This is a genomic window from Niallia sp. Man26 (assembly GCF_022049065.2).
In the GTDB taxonomy this organism is placed as follows: Bacteria; Bacillota; Bacilli; order Bacillales; family Cytobacillaceae; genus Niallia.
This window is the reverse complement of sequence record NZ_CP095743.1, coordinates 200,412-215,685: the sequence shown is the minus strand read 5'-3', so window position 1 is coordinate 215,685 and position 15,274 is coordinate 200,412. Positions and strand designations below refer to the sequence as shown.

General features: G+C 40.4%; 13 protein-coding genes and 1 other annotated feature. Of the genes, 6 read left to right on the top strand and 7 right to left on the bottom strand.

All coding sequences use genetic code 11. The annotated features are described in order from the left end of the window. Window positions 1–29: 29 nt before the first annotated feature. The gene (locus L8T27_RS01185) at window positions 30–500 is read left to right on the top strand and encodes an Lrp/AsnC family transcriptional regulator (RefSeq protein ID WP_233316846.1); all 471 of its coding nucleotides are present in this window, start codon (window positions 30–32) and stop codon (window positions 498–500) included. Window positions 501–602: 102 nt separating this feature from the next. Here the strand turns inward: L8T27_RS01185 and L8T27_RS01180 are convergent, their stop codons facing one another. The 3 genes from L8T27_RS01180 to L8T27_RS01170 all read right to left on the bottom strand — a co-directional run bounded on the left by L8T27_RS01180 (window position 603) and on the right by L8T27_RS01170 (window position 2,623). Further along, entirely contained in the window at window positions 603–848 is a 246-nt protein-coding gene (locus L8T27_RS01180) for a hypothetical protein (RefSeq protein ID WP_233316845.1), read from the bottom strand. Between the two features lie 4 nt (window positions 849–852). Continuing rightward, window positions 853–2,193, bottom strand: coding sequence for a PTS sugar transporter subunit IIC (locus tag L8T27_RS01175; RefSeq protein ID WP_233316844.1), 1,341 nt, complete (start codon window positions 2,191–2,193; stop codon window positions 853–855). A gap of 130 nt (window positions 2,194–2,323) precedes the next feature. Then, window positions 2,324–2,623: a PTS sugar transporter subunit IIB gene (locus tag L8T27_RS01170; protein ID WP_233316843.1), complete on the bottom strand. Its 300-nt coding sequence runs from the start codon at window positions 2,621–2,623 to the stop codon at window positions 2,324–2,326. Window positions 2,624–2,850: 227 nt separating this feature from the next. Here L8T27_RS01170 and L8T27_RS01165 point away from each other — a divergent pair, with 227 nt between their 5' ends. Beyond that, a complete protein-coding gene (locus tag L8T27_RS01165; protein WP_237942198.1) occupies window positions 2,851–3,588 on the top strand; it encodes a MurR/RpiR family transcriptional regulator in 738 nt (245 codons plus the stop codon). Between the two features lie 45 nt (window positions 3,589–3,633). Here L8T27_RS01165 and L8T27_RS01160 read toward each other — a convergent pair whose 3' ends face one another. The 3 genes from L8T27_RS01160 to L8T27_RS01150 form a co-directional block, all read right to left on the bottom strand. Further along, window positions 3,634–4,659 carry a DUF3231 family protein gene (locus tag L8T27_RS01160; protein ID WP_233316842.1) on the bottom strand — a complete coding sequence of 342 codons (1,026 nt, stop codon included), beginning with the start codon at window positions 4,657–4,659 and terminating at the stop codon, window positions 3,634–3,636. A 111-nt stretch (window positions 4,660–4,770) separates the two neighbouring features. After that, the gene (locus L8T27_RS01155; RefSeq protein WP_233316841.1) at window positions 4,771–5,307 is read right to left on the bottom strand and encodes a GrpB family protein; all 537 of its coding nucleotides are present in this window, start codon (window positions 5,305–5,307) and stop codon (window positions 4,771–4,773) included. Window positions 5,308–5,329: 22 nt separating this feature from the next. Continuing rightward, window positions 5,330–5,869 (bottom strand): recombinase family protein, encoded by a 540-nt coding sequence (locus L8T27_RS01150; protein WP_237940556.1) that lies wholly within the window; start codon window positions 5,867–5,869, stop codon window positions 5,330–5,332. A gap of 152 nt (window positions 5,870–6,021) precedes the next feature. Between L8T27_RS01150 and L8T27_RS01145 the strand changes: the two genes are divergently transcribed. Beyond that, a complete protein-coding gene (locus L8T27_RS01145; RefSeq protein WP_233316839.1) occupies window positions 6,022–7,485 on the top strand; it encodes a SulP family inorganic anion transporter in 1,464 nt (487 codons plus the stop codon). Between the two features lie 34 nt (window positions 7,486–7,519). Here L8T27_RS01145 and L8T27_RS01140 read toward each other — a convergent pair whose 3' ends face one another. Continuing rightward, window positions 7,520–8,401 carry an SMP-30/gluconolactonase/LRE family protein gene (locus L8T27_RS01140; protein ID WP_237940555.1) on the bottom strand — a complete coding sequence of 294 codons (882 nt, stop codon included), beginning with the start codon at window positions 8,399–8,401 and terminating at the stop codon, window positions 7,520–7,522. A gap of 148 nt (window positions 8,402–8,549) precedes the next feature. On the opposite strand from L8T27_RS01140, the gene L8T27_RS01135 reads away from it, so the two are divergent. From L8T27_RS01135 to L8T27_RS01125, 3 genes are all read left to right on the top strand, one after another. Next, window positions 8,550–10,442, top strand: coding sequence for a terpene cyclase/mutase family protein (locus L8T27_RS01135; RefSeq protein ID WP_396953817.1), 1,893 nt, complete (start codon window positions 8,550–8,552; stop codon window positions 10,440–10,442). A gap of 86 nt (window positions 10,443–10,528) precedes the next feature. After that, window positions 10,529–10,774 (top strand) — a binding site (T-box leader). A gap of 83 nt (window positions 10,775–10,857) precedes the next feature. After that, window positions 10,858–13,947 carry an isoleucine--tRNA ligase gene (ileS, locus tag L8T27_RS01130; RefSeq protein WP_396953818.1) on the top strand — a complete coding sequence of 1,030 codons (3,090 nt, stop codon included), beginning with the start codon at window positions 10,858–10,860 and terminating at the stop codon, window positions 13,945–13,947. A gap of 123 nt (window positions 13,948–14,070) precedes the next feature. After that, the gene (locus L8T27_RS01125) at window positions 14,071–15,252 is read left to right on the top strand and encodes a DHH family phosphoesterase (RefSeq protein ID WP_233316835.1); all 1,182 of its coding nucleotides are present in this window, start codon (window positions 14,071–14,073) and stop codon (window positions 15,250–15,252) included. Window positions 15,253–15,274 lie beyond the last annotated feature (22 nt).

Sequence of the window (15,274 nt, the reverse complement as noted above, 5' to 3'; positions counted from 1 at the left end):
TCAGAATAAAAGAAAGGCAGGTTACATTTATGGAATCCATTGTTCATAAAGTGCTCGATTCGGTTGATATTACTTTATTAGATTTATTGCAAAAAAACGCCGCTATTTCCAACGCCGAGCTTGCTAAACTCGTTAATTTATCTCCTCCAGCCACACATGCCCGCATTAAGCGACTTGAAAAGGAGGGATTTATCGAGAGGCATGTGGCAATCTTGAATCATAAAAAATTAGGGTTTGATTTGTTATGCTATATTTTCATTTCGACTAATATCCACCAAGAGGAAGCTATTGCAGAGCTTGAAGGTGTGTTAAGCAGTATGGAGGAAATATTGGAATGTCATTGTTTAACAGGAGAGTATGACTATTTGTTGAAGGTTGCCAATAAAGATACAGGTGGATTAGAGAGCTTTATCAAGAAGCTGAATAAACTTGGCATCTCCAAAATAAATACCAGCCTTGCCCTAAGAGAAATAAAATCCTCTACGGTCCTGCCGATTTGATAAAGCTTCAGAGACACTCTGTGCCTTTAGTTGTTTAATGAAGCAAATATTGTTATAAAAAAAGAAACCTCTATTATAAATAGAGGTTTCTTTGCTTATTTATTAAAAGGGTTCATCTATTGCCTTAACTGTAAAATGGAGGGCGCATCCATATTTGGACTGCTTAAAAACATTCTCTAAATGCTTCTTTGTTTCATGGATTGGCAGCAATGTATGCACCTTGACGTCAGCCTTTATTCTGCTTGATTGCTCCACATATGTGGACACCCTGCTGTCTTGGTAGCCCTCAAAAAAATCCTTTATAAATTTAATCTGCCCACAGTAGAACTCAATTGTATATTCGTTCATTTTCTTACGCGGACTTCTCCGAATCGCTAGAGACATTGTTATCAGCAGCTGCTTTGTTTGCTGCCATTACAAATGGAATATAAATAAGTGTTGAGACAGCCAGGCAAACAAAGCCGATAACTAATGCAAGCCAGTTTCCTCCTGTGCCTAAGAATGCGATCAGCGGACCTGGAGTCGTCCATGGCACAGAGTACGCAATTGGCGGAATTAAGCCAGTCACAATAGCAGCATAGCCTATGATAATGTTCACGGCAGGAACCAATATGAATGGCAAAATCAAAATCGGGTTTAACACGACCGGTAAACCGAAAATGACAGGTTCATTAATATTGAATAATCCTGGAGCAATCGATAGCTTGCCGATATCTCGGTAATCCTTCCGTTTAGCGACGATAAATATCGCAATCAATAAACCTAATGTCATCCCTGAACCACCATAGTTAGCAAAGGCATCATTTATTGCCCAAGTAACAGGATATGGTGCTCCCCATGCCGAACCATGTTCTGCCACATAGTTCAAGTTCTCTAGACCTGCTTCTGCAAACATAGCCTCACGAATAGCAGCAATCGTGTTTGGACCATGAATCCCAAATACCCATAAAAGGTTAGAGACAATTGCCAAAATAACAAGTGAGAAAATATTAGTGCCCAAATGCTTTAGCGGTGTTTGAATTACTGCATAAATGAACTCATGCAGGCCTTTCGGATAAAAGGCATTGATGATAGCGTTCCCAACTGCGAACACTACAGTAATAATAATGATCGGGAACAGCACCTTAAAGGACCTGGCAACAGCAGGCGGGACAGATGCTGGCATATTAATCTGCAATTTCTTTGACTTGGAAAGCACACTGAAAAACTCACCGACAATCAAACCAACTATAATGGCAACGAAAAGACCTTGGGCCCCTACCCACTGTGTAGTCAGGAAGTTAGTTCCTTCAACAGCCGTATATGGCGGATAAATAATAAAGAATGTAGATAATGCCGTCAAGCCGCTCAGCAGTTCATCTGCTTTAAGCGAAATTGCCATATTCCTTGCCACTAGAAAGACGATAAACATAGAAAGAATATTCGTCGATCCATTTAGGACAGGGGAAAAGACTGCTTGTAAATCTGCTAAGCCAGGGAACAGCTTGTGAAGAAACAGTATTTTTGCAATAAACCCATCTGGCGCCAATACAGCGAAATTGAGCAAAACGATAAGTGAACCAGCTAACGTAATCGGAAATGATAAAATGAATGCATCGCGAATTGCTACAATATGTCGCTGTGAGTTCAGTTTAGAGGCAACTGGCACCAAAGCCTTCTCAGCAAATTTTTCAAAATTAGCCATAAAACCCATAAGTTACTCCCCCTATTAATATATAATTCTTCCACCCTTTAGATGAAGAATTTGTTTGATTAGGCAATGGGTGTAAATTCATGCTGTACAGGAGGTCTTGCCTGATCTTTTTCTCTTTGTAAGCTGCTGATTACAGCAGCTCAAGTGCTCTTTCTAAAACGGCTTTCCCATTCATCGTTCCATATGCTCGCATGTCAATTACCTCGACGGGAACTCTGCCTGCGATAATGGATTCCACCTGCGGTTTCTGGTATCTTACCTGCGGGCCAAGCAGCACCACATCAACCTGATCTGCTACGCTTTGGCATTCTGAAACAGGCAATGCAAATATCTCGATACTTACCCCTTTTTCCTCTGCTGCATCCTTCATTTTATTGACTAAGAGACTTGTAGACATCCCTGCTGCACAAACTAATAACAGTTTTTTCATTATGAACCCCTCCAGATATTTTTTCTTTAACCTATCTAGGTTTTGTTAACTCCTCCTTAAATTGTATTGTATACGCTTTCATTTATTAATCAATATAATTTAGATACTTAGATTTTTGTTTCAATTTGTGGAAATTGTTTCAATTATGGCACATGTTGTTTTATATTTATATTGTGGATTGAAATCATTGCTGGAATAAAAACAGATCCTATTAGGAGGAGATTAACCTGTTTACAAAAGAAATGGTCCAAACATTCAATGAATTGGAAATGATTCTTTATAACTTCATTACGAAAAACAGCGATAAAGTCATTTATATGCGGATTAGAGAGCTGTCCGATCAAACCCATGTATCCACTTCCAGCATCTTGCGTTTCTGCAGGAAGCTTAACTGTGATGGCTTCTCAGAATTTAAAGTAAAGCTCAAGCTATATTTGGACAGAAATGAACAAGAAAATCTGAAATCTACTCAATACTATCTCTCCGAGTTTTTAGAACGAACGCTAAAAGGAAATCTTGAGTCCGATATTCAAAAAATGGCAGAACTCGTGTTGCGGACTGATAAGATTATTTTTGTAGGTACAGGAAGTTCAGGCATTTTAGCCGAATATGGTGCAAGGTATTTTTCCAGTCTTGGAAAATTCTCCTCCTTTATTAAAGATCCATTTTATCCAATAAACAGCAAGGATTTAAAAAACAGTACATCCATTATTCTTTCCGTTTCTGGGGAAACTGACTTCACTCTTAACTTGGCAAATCAACTGAAAGTAGAAGGTTCCAATATTGTCAGTATTACTAATAGTAAAAACTGCCAGCTTGCCAGGATATCAGATATAAATATTGCCTATTATGTGACAGAAGTATTTCTCGGGGATTCGAATATTACATCCCAGATGCCGGTTATGTACATATTGGAAGAAAGCGCTCACATTATTCAAAAAAATTTAAAGAAACCTGCGCCTTAATATGATAAAAGACAGAGCTTTTTGTATAGCTCTGTCTTCTATCCTTCATCTCTGTTCTGATTTTTTGTTTTTAATGAGGTTTTCACGATCAGCTGTTGCTGGAGGCTGCTCCAGCCAAGCGTTTTTAATCATGATATTAGCTCCTGCTTTTGCATACTGTGCTATTTCAAAGGAAAGCCGCTCATAATTAACGGCAAGATCGCTCCTTTGGCTGGCGCCAGCTGCTGCTGCATAGTTACCGATTCCAGAAGCACTTAGTAGAGACATATGAAACATCATTAACTTATCAGAAAATGTCTTGTTTGTGGACTCCGTAATCCCAATATCGGAAGACATAGGACTCTGTATATTCCCCTCAATTAACGTATCAGCAAAGATTTTTACATGTTTTTGCGAGATATCCTTTCCTCGCATCATATAATCCTGAACATCTTTGTCATTAGATGTTTGTCCGAATGCAAGGCTGATTTTATAACCGATATTATTCGTTTGGGTATTCAGAAACAAATGTGAAATCTCAATGGCATTCAAAGGGCGTTTTTTATGAAAAAGATTCAAACCGCTTAAGTAGCTGTTACTGTCAATATAATCATTTTCTGAAGGCGGGATTATGTAAGGTGAGCGAACCAGCATCCCTTTTTCCTTTAATGCATTATTCGTTTGGTTATAAAGCTTGGCAGTTTCGCTTAAGGTTGTTGTAAAGTGCTGGATGATATCTTCCCGAAAACTCATTGCAGTGAATCCGCTGTATGCAAGCATACCTGCTTTTGCCATATGATTAATATATTGAAGGGAGAAAGTGTCCGTAAACAAAGCAGGAGCTGCTAAATTCACATCTTTGTCTGTAAACCCATACGGCTGTGCAAAATTTTCTTCCTGAAAGATTTGTTCAAGCTTCTCTACCTCCTTGACAGAGATAACAAGTGCTTTGTCTATCGCATCTGCAATCGTTTGATCGGTTATGGAGTTACTCATATGGCTAAGCACACACTTGGACATGGTGTTATTCATATAAGAAGTCCATAACGAAGCAATCTCTGTTGAAGTAAGCTCAATATTCTGTTCTGGCATGATGATCCTCCCACGAATGTTGATATTCCTTATATTCTCCTTTTTATTTGTTTTTATCAGCAATTGTCAGATAAATACTTGTGAGGAATTTGTGCCTAACGAATAAAATTGTTACTGGAAATGGAGGTTTGATTTTCTGAGGTTAGCCCATTTTAAAGCCTTTTGTTCCAAAGATGCTGCAGCATCATGTTTGCCGTTTATATATGCCTGTATATCAGCAGGATATTTTTGGGAGAGTTTTTCTTTTAAATCACCGTACTTCTCGGCTTCCTCCTTGTTAGCACGCAAAAAATCCCTAAATGCTAGATGACGGAAAATCTCTGGACTGCCAGCTTCATAAATATGAACATGATGTGTCCTTTCATCGCCGCCTTTTTGAAAATATCGCCTGCCAGAAATTCCGTTTTCTCCCTTTGCTTCATAGCCGATTTCAATCATTTTCCCATTATAGCTGTCAATATTATGTATATTTATTACAATGGGCATAATGTCAATGATTGGTTTAGCCTTCATACCTCGTATGCTTGTGCTCCCTATATGGTGGATTTCCAGCAACTCTGCTTCAAATATATGCTGAAGAAGTTTTTTCTCTGTTTCAAATAAAACACGCCACTCATTGCTGTATGGGCACACTTCCACTTTCCTCATACATCAAGCTCCCTTCTTCGCACTAATTTTCTAGATAGCGGTATAGAGTTGATTTACTTATGCCTGTAGATTCTTTTATTTCCTTTAGACTATATTTTTTGCTTTGATACATTTTGATGGCCTTTTTTACATTTTCATCTGCTTTTCTTGGCCGTCCTGTGGAGATGCCTTTTTGTTTTGCATATTCCATTCCTTTTTTTGTCCGTTCACTGATAATTTCATTTTGAAATTCCACTAAATAGCCGACCATTTTCCTTAGGGAGTATTCCTTCTTTTCTTCTGTGTCAATTTCCTCATATATTGCTTGCAGGTAGACACCTTTTTGTTCTAGTATTTCCAGCAGCTCAAATAGATGCCTGCTAGAATCAGCTAGCGTAAATAATCTGGATACAACAATCTTGTCCCCTTCATTTATGTGCTCCAGCATCTGAGTAAGCACCGCTCTTTTTTTAGCAGATGAATGCTCCTCCCGGACTATACTACCGCAGATGTCCTTAAGCATTTGCTCCTGCTGCTGACAATCTTCATCTTCCTGAGATGGCCTCATATAACCTATTATCATCTTTTTCGCTCCCTTGTCATTTCTGCTACTAACCATTATAGATAGGAAAATGAGTTTTGTAAAAAACTTCCCAATATATATTCCCTTTTGGGAATAATTCTGTTACACTTCTCCTTATTGAACTACTGCGATAAAAAATTGAGGTGAACATTTTGATAGAAAAAATAAAACGAGAGTGGTTCTTCAATGTACGAGCTGATATTCTTTCAGGCATCGTCGTTGCGTTGGCCCTTATTCCTGAGGCAATCGCTTTCTCGATTATTGCAGGAGTCGACCCGATGGTAGGGTTGTATGCTTCCTTCTGTATTGCAATCATCATCTCCTTTGCAGGCGGTAGACCTGCGATGATTTCCGCAGCAACAGGGGCAATGGCATTGCTGATGGGACCGCTAGTAAGGGATTACGGTCTGCAGTACCTCTTTGCAGCAACTATTTTGACAGGAGTATTTCAGGTGCTTTTTGGAGTATTTAAAATTGCTAAGCTGATGAAATTCATTCCGAGAGCGGTTATGATTGGATTTGTTAATTCCCTTGCCATCCTAATTTTTATGGCACAAGTTCCTCATTTTATTGGGATCTCTAATATGACTTATCTTTTTGTCGGCATAACATTATTAATCGTTTATATATTGCCTCGATATGTCAAGGCAGTGCCGGCACCGTTAATTGCAATCATCGTTTTGACAGCAGTAGCAATTTTTGGTCATATCCATGTTGAAACAGTTGGCGATTTAGGAAATATTACGCAAACCTTGCCGTCCTTCTTGATTCCGGATGTACCATTTTCATTTGAAACTTTAGCTATTATTTTTCCATTCAGTATTGCTATGGCGATTGTAGGTTTACTAGAATCACTTCTTACTGCAAGCATTCTAGATGATGCAACAGATACAGACAGCGATAAGAACAGAGAAGCTAGAGGACAAGGAATTGCCAATTTTATCACTGGCTTTTTTGGCGGTATGGCTGGCTGCGCTATGATTGGACAGTCTGGAATCAACGTAAGATCAGGAGGCAGGGGCAGACTTTCGACCTTTGTTGCTGGTGCATTTTTAATGTTCTTGATTATTGTGCTGGGAGATCTAGTTGTCCAAATACCAATGCCTGTACTTGTTGGCATTATGATTATGGTCTGCATCGGTACATTTGACTGGTCTTCCTTTAAATATGTAGTAAGAGCTCCTCGAACAGACGCAATTGTTATGGTTGTTACAGTAGTTATAGTCGTTGCAACACATGACTTGTCAAAAGGAGTAATTGCAGGTGTTATCTTGAGCGCGGTGTTCTTTGCTGCAAAAATATCTCATCTGAAAATAAACAAAGAGCAAACAGAAAATGAGTATAAATATTTTGTGCAAGGACAATTATTTTTTGCTTCTGTTGACAGCTTTATTGCAGCATTCGATACATCTGAGCAGAACAAGCAAATTTCCATTGATTTCTCTTCAGCTCGTGTTTGGGATGATTCTGCTGTAGGAGCAATTGATAAAGTAGTCCTTAAACTTAAAGAAAATAATAATACAGTCAGCATTAGCGGCCTTGATTCGGCCAGTAAGAAACTCGTCGATAAGCTGGCCATTTTCCAAAACCCTGATGCTAATCCTTCAGGTCATTAAAAAGATTCATGGCAATTGCCATGAATCTTTTTCATTATCCGCCGTAATAATTACCAGGCAGACCTTTTATGTCCATTTTGCATGTGAAAAGTGCCCCTGACAGCGGGTATTTTTCCAACTCCTCTGAAGTCATTCCTTCTTGCGCTGTTGTAATATAAAGCTCATTTAATTCTTCTCCTCCAAATACACAGGAGGTAACGTTTTGGGCTGGCACTTTAATTTCATCTATTTTTTCGCCACTATGAGGATTCCACCTTGATACACGCGCGCCACCCCAATGAGCAATCCACAGCATCCCCTCTTCATCTATTGTCATACCATCAGGAAACCCTTCTTCATTTGAAAAGTCAATAATAGCCACGCTATTGTCAATATTGCCTGAATGAACTTCATAATCGAATCGGTATACCTTTTGCACAGGGGTATCAATCAAGTATAGGTACTTGTTATCCAATGACCAAGCCAATCCATTAGATGTGCTTAACTTATCAAGCTTTTTTGTAATCGTGCCATCCTTATCCAAACAATATAACGCGCCTTGCTCCATCTCGTCCTTTGTGCTCATCGTACCTGCCCAAAATCGACCTTGTGCGTCACATTTTCCATCATTAAACCTGTTATTAGACAAATGCTCTTCTGGATCAAAAATCGGTTGAATCTCACCGTTTGTAAGATCGACATAATGAAAGCCATTTTCCAAAGCAGCTATTGCTCCCTTTCCGCTGTTCACCGGAATGACAGCACTGACCTTCTCAGGAAGCTCTAATTCCTTATTTTCATTGTCAGCTGGATTATACATGCAGATTTTTTTGTTATTAATATCAACCCAATAAAGCACATTTTCCTTGTGATCCCAAAACGGTCCCTCTCCTAAGGCAGCATTTGCATCTACTGCAAGCTTTAAATGATGTACCATACAATTCCCTACTTTCTAACTTCGTATTTTCTTTTCCTATACCTCGATTCCTTTGTCTAGAAACTGCTTTCATCTATTCTTTTTGCCTTTGTATTCACGATACTGGGGATGAGATGCATACCTTATGTATAGATAATCAAGATTTGAGGTGATTAACTTGAAAATAGCAGATATTGAAAACGAAAAAAAACACAGAATTGATGAGTTTGTAAAGCTACAGCATAGCGACGGGTCTTTCCGCTTTCGCTTTCAAGGCAGTTTAATGACAGATGCTTTCTTTATCATTACATGCAGAGCGTTGGAAATTAGTACGGAGGAAGATAATATTAAGCTTCTTGCCACATCCTTAAAAAATTCCCAGCATAAAGAAGGCTATTGGAAAGCATACATAGATGCACCGAATGGGCATTTATCTGCGACAATCATTGCGTATACGGCCCTTTTATACTCTGGTTACGCTAAGCAGACAGACGACAATATGATAAAGGCAAAGTCCTTTATTGTTCAAAACGGAGGGATTTCCAAAGCCCATTTTATGATTAGATGGATGCTCTCTGCCAACGGACTGTATCCATGGTCCCGAATGGTTTATGTTCCAATGACCTTTTTACTTTTGCCTTCCTACCAGCCTGTTAATTTCTTTCAGTTCAGTGCCTATGCTCGCATTCATTTCATCCCTATGCTGCTTGCATCCAATAAAAAATTTGCCGTCCACACTAAAAACAAGCCTGATTTAAGCGACCTGTACGGAAGAAGCGAGGAAATGTTCAACCCGATTGCTCATTTGGAGGCTGAAAGATCACCACTGTCATTTGTTTGGAAAGAAATAAAACAAATTGGAAGATGGCCTGCTTACCTCCATCAGCTCGGATATTATTATGCGGAAAAATATATACTTGATCGGCTTGAAGAGGATGGTACACTTTACAGCTATGCAAGTGCAACTTTTTTTATGATTTACGGCCTGCTTTCCATTGGCTATCGCAAGGATTCGCCGGTTATTAAAAAGGCAATATCAGGATTATCCTCCCTGATTGACAAAAAAGGAGAAAACGCCCACTTGGAAAACTCAACAAGCACCGTCTGGGACACAGCATTAACAAGCTACAGTCTCCAAGAAGCAGGCTGCTTGCCTGACAGTCCTGTTATTAGGAAGTCTATTAACTATCTCCTTAAAAAACAGCATACAGCAGCGGGAGACTGGAAAGTCCATAATCCAGATACAACTCCTGGAGGCTGGGGCTTTTCAGATATTAATACAAACAATCCAGACAATGACGATACATCGGCCGCTTTGCGAGCTTTAACTAGAACAGCTCTTCTAAATACGAACGTTCATAGCTCTTGGCAGCGCGGAACTAACTATCTCCTTTCCATGCAAAACAGCGATGGAGGCTGGGGTGCATTTGAAAAAAACACTGATTGGGAGATTCTTCAGCATGTTCCTATTGAGAATGCAAAGGACGCTGCTGTTGACCCGTCTACACCAGATTTGACGGGCAGAGTACTTGAATATTTAGGTCGTTTTGCCAAACTTCAACAGAAACACCCTCATATTAAGTCAGCTGCGCGATGGCTAATAGACAATCAAGAAAAAGATGGTTCTTGGTATGGCCGCTGGGGTGTCTGTTATATATATGGAACATGGGCTGCTATCACTGGTTTAAGGGCAACCGGAACAGCAGCAAGCGACCAGAGCATAAAGAAAGGCATCAAATGGCTGAAAACTATTCAAAGAGAGGATGGAGGTTGGGGTGAATCTTGTCATAGCTGCGAAAAGCGCCATTATATCCCTCTTCCCTTTAGTACAGATTCCCAGACAGCATGGGCACTTGACGCGTTAATTGCTGCAGGAGAGTGGAAAAGCAAGGCTGTAACAAAAGGGATAGAATTTCTCTTAAAGGGCATGAAGGATGAACGCAGCCTCACCTACCCTACAGGTATAGGTTTGCCTGGGCAATTCTATATTGATTATTATAGCTACAGCAAAATCTTCCCCCTGCTAGCCATTTCTCATTACTTGCAAGCAACTAAATCCTAAACCGCTCATATACTAAAATATCAAGAATCAATTACCTTGAATTAAGGTATAATAAGTGATATTATATACAAAACATTCCAGAAACTTATAAATCGATGAAGAGAACAAGTACGTCATGCATGAACTTATAAGCGAGCCGGAACTGGTGGAAGCCGGCAAGGGATTCTGACGGAAAAATCATCTCTGAGATGCAAGGCTGAATATTTAAAGTAAGCCTTGACGGGATTTCCCCCGTTAAAAAGGAACGCGTATGATAGTACGTTGACTAAGCGCTGACTGCTTTTTGCAGCAGAATTTGGGTGGTAACGCGGGTATATACACTCGTCCCTATTTATAGGGACGAGTGTTTTTTGTTTACTCCGACTCTGTCATGTTCCGGTATTTTCTGGTAACTATTAAATCCAAGGAGGATTTTATCATGAAAAATAGCCAGCAAGAAACACAAGCAGAAAGAGAAAAAAGAATCCTTGCTCTTTGGGAGCACAATCATATTTTTGAAAAATCAGTTGAGGCAAGAAAAAATCAGGAATCCTTTGTTTTCTACGAGGGACCGCCTACTGCAAATGGCTTACCCCATGTTGGCCATGCTCTTGGGCGCACAATCAAAGACATCATAGCACGTTACCAGACAATGGCAGGCAAGCAGGTAATCCGAAAGGCTGGCTGGGACACGCACGGTCTGCCTGTAGAGCTTGGTGTGGAAAAAGAGCTTGGCATATCCGGAAAGCAGGCCATTGAAGAATATGGAGTAGAGGCATTTATTCAAAAATGCAAGGCGAGCGTCTTCTCCTATGAAAAGCAATGGAGAGACTTTACAAAGGAACTAGGATACTGGGTCGACATGGAGAACCCTTATATGACAATGAGCAATGAGTATATTGAATCGGTATGGCACATACTCGGAACCATCCATGAAAAAGGCCTGCTTTATAAAGGTCACAGAGTTTCCCCTTACTGCCCGAGCTGTCAGACATCATTAAGCTCTCATGAGGTCGCGCAAGGCTATAAAGATGTAAAGGACTTGAGCGCAACTGTAAGGTTTAAACTAAAGAATAAGGACAATGAGTTTATCCTCGGCTGGACGACAACACCTTGGACACTGCCTGCAAACGTTGCTCTTGCAGTGAATGAAAAGTTAGACTACGTTCGAATACAGACTGGAGACGAAGTATATATCGTAGCAAAGGATTTGGCTCCTACATTAATGTCTCCTGACAGCGTCCTCTTAGAGACAGTGAAGGGGTCTGCATTGCTCGGTCTCAGTTACGAACCGCCATTCTCCTTTATCAAAGTCGCAAAAGGCCATTATGTTGTTCATGGCGACTTTGTGACTGCAGACAGCGGAACTGGCATTGTTCATATTGCTCCAGCATATGGGGAGGACGATTATCGTCTTGTACAAGAAAATAACCTTTCCTTTGTTCAAGTCGTGGATGAACAGGGCAAATATACAGAAGCGGTCACACCTTTGACAGGCAGATTCGTTAAGGATTGTGATGTCGACATCATCAAGCTCCTTCATGAGAAAGGGCTATTGTTCCATAAAGAAAGATACGAACATTCTTACCCGCACTGCTGGCGTTGTGATTCTCCCCTGCTTTATTATGCACTAGAGAGCTGGTTCATCCGAACAACAGCTGTCAAGGAGGCAATGCTACTTAATAACCAGCAGGTAAACTGGCATCCAGACACTATCAAGGACGGGCGTTTCGGGAAATTTCTTGAGGGAATGGTAGATTGGAATATAAGCCGGAGCCGCTATTGGGGTACACCTTTAAATGTATGGGAATGTCCTTCCTGTAACCATCAGGAGGCTCCCAAATCAATAGCAGAATTAGCAGCATTAACCGGCAGCAATCTTGCTGAGCTTGAGCTTCATAAACCATATGTCGATGAGGTGACATTCCCTTGTCCTTCCTGCAGCACAATGATGGTGCGCACACCTGAAGTAATCGATGTCTGGTTCGATAGCGGGTCTATGCCATTCGCCCAATATCATACCCCTTTTGAGAATGAGGAGTTATGGCAAAGGCAATTCCCAGCCGATGTGATAGTTGAGGGAATTGACCAGACAAGAGGCTGGTTCTACTCCTTATTGGCTGTCTCCACTCTTTATAAAGGCGAGCTGCCGTATAAGAATGTACTGGCGACTGGCCACGTTCTTGATGAGGCAGGACAAAAAATGTCAAAAAGCAAAGGCAACGCCCTTGACCCAGTAGAGCTGATCCACAAGTTTGGCGCCGATTCGCTAAGATGGGCATTGATAGAGGACAGCGCACCTTGGAACCAGAAGCGATTTTCTGTCAAAAATGTACAGGAAGCTAAGTCAAAGCTAGTCGATACTCTAACAAGTCTTCATCATTTCTACAAAATGTATGCTGATATCGATGGATTTGATCCGAATTCAACGCCAGCTAGTCTTTCCTTAACCTTGATGGATAAATGGGCTCTTTCCCGGCTTGCTTCAACTGTCTCGCAAGTCCGCAAAGAAATGGAAAGCTTCCAGCTGACAAATGCAGCAAGACATATTGGCACTCTTTTAGAAGACGTAAGTAATTGGTATATCAGAAGAAACAGAGAACGGTTTTGGAGTGAAGGCATGTCTGAGGATAAAGCTTGTGCTTACCATACTCTTTACAGCCTGCTTGTTCATATCTCTAAGCTGCTCGCACCGTTCACACCTTTTACTGCTGAAGATATTCATTATAAGCTGACTGGAAAAAGCGTTCATTTAGAAGATTTCCCAGCTGGTGAAGAAGCGAACATCAACATAGAGCTTGAAAAGAAAATGAGCGGTGTAAGAGAAATTGTGGAACTGGGAAGAAACATACGGCATCAAAGCCAAATCAAGACGAAACAGCCGCTTGCCATGATGGCTATAGTCTCAAATGACACTCCGCCTTCGGCATTGCAATCTTTCAGCCAAATCATTAAAAGTGAGCTGAATGTAAAAACGATAGACTGGACTGAGTCAAGTAAAGGCTATGTACAATACAGCCTCAAGCTCGACTTCAAAAATGCCGGCAAGCGTCTCGGTAAAAAGGCAAATCCCGTTCATAAAGCTCTCGGCCATCTCACAAAAGAAGAGATAGAACAGTTTCTTTACGATGGAAAGTTAACCATCACAGCAGACGAACAGCAGGTTGAACTCTTTAAAGAGGATGTGCTTGTCCAGAAAACTGCATCTATGTCAGGCTACAGCGAGGCGTCAAACAGGAACTTTACTGTTATAATAGATACTAGCATCACAGACGAATTAGCAAAAGAAGGATTAGTAAGGGATTTTATCCGCTCTGTTCAAGACTTGAGAAAACAAAAGAATTTGCCTGTCGAGCAGCGGATTACTTTGAAGCTTGGCGGATCAAAAGAATTTATTTCCTTGGCACAGGAGTATGAGAATCTGATTAATAAAGGTGTCCTTTTAAATAGCATTCGTTACACAGTGTCAGAAAGCATGACTGAATTGCGTATAGGCAGCTACCAGGTTTTTGTTGCTTTTGAATAAGTCCATAAGAGTCAGACCTAAGTACATATTACCTTAGGTCTTTCTCGTTTATATGTCCTTTTCAAAAGAAACATGTTCTATTTTTTCCATATTAGATTATACTATTGGGCAGGGGTGAAAAAAATGTATAAATTATTGTCGCATAATGACCTTGATGGGGTCGGCTGTGGAATCATCGCAAAGCTTGCCTTTGGAGAAGATGTGGAAATCCGCTATAATTCTGTTTCCAGCCTGAATCTTGAGGTAGAAAGATTCCTTGACCAAAAGCCTGAGGATACATTCCTTATCGTTACAGACCTTTCTGTAAGTGAAGAGAATGCTATCAGGCTGGATGATTACTATAAGAAGGGCGGCAAGGTCCAACTGATAGATCATCATAAAACAGCCTTACATTTAAATGATTTTGAATGGGGACATGTAGTAGTAGAAGATGAAGAAGGAATTTCCACCTGTGCTACTTCATTATTATATGAGTACCTTGTTAAAAACGGGCATCTCACTCCCTCTGACAGTGTGCTTGAGTTTGTAGAGCTTGTCAGACAGTACGATACATGGGATTGGGAAAAGAATGAAAACTTTGATGCCCAAAAGCTGAATGCACTTTTCTATTTAATATCATTTGACGAATTTGTAGAAAAAATGGTTGCGCGTCTTGAGAATAACAACCACTTCTTCTTTGATGAAGTAGAGCAGCAAATTCTTGATTTGGAAGAGAAAAAAATTGAACGATATATTCGCCGCAAACGGCGGGAGCTTGTTCAAACACAAATCGACGGTCTTTATGCAGGTGTTGTTTATGCCGAATCATATCACTCAGAACTAGGCAATGAGCTAGGCAAAGAATACCCGCATCTCGATTATATAGCAATCCTTAATATTGGCGGCAAGAGGGTCGGTTTCCGAACCATTCATGACCACGTCGATGTCTCCAAAGTTGCCGGTACATATGGTGGAGGCGGACATGTGAAAGCGTCTGGCTGCACAATGACGAGTGAAGCATATAAAAACTTCGTAACAGATACATTCCCGCTTGAAGCATTAAGGGAAGATCCTAAAAAGAATGAATATAATAAGAAGAATTCTCCATTAGGCACACTTTATGAGAATAAACATGATGATATATTTTATCTATATCCGACTGGCAAGCAGCAATGGGTTATCAACAAAAAGAAAACAAAGCTGCCTGAAACTTTTTCTTCCTTCCAAGAAGGAGAAAACTTTTTAAAGAGAAATCACGGAGCCTGGATGTGTAAGGACGACAAGTACGTTCGGTATGTGATGGAATATGTAAAAACAAAAAATTAAGACGAATGCCTGCTGTCTGGAA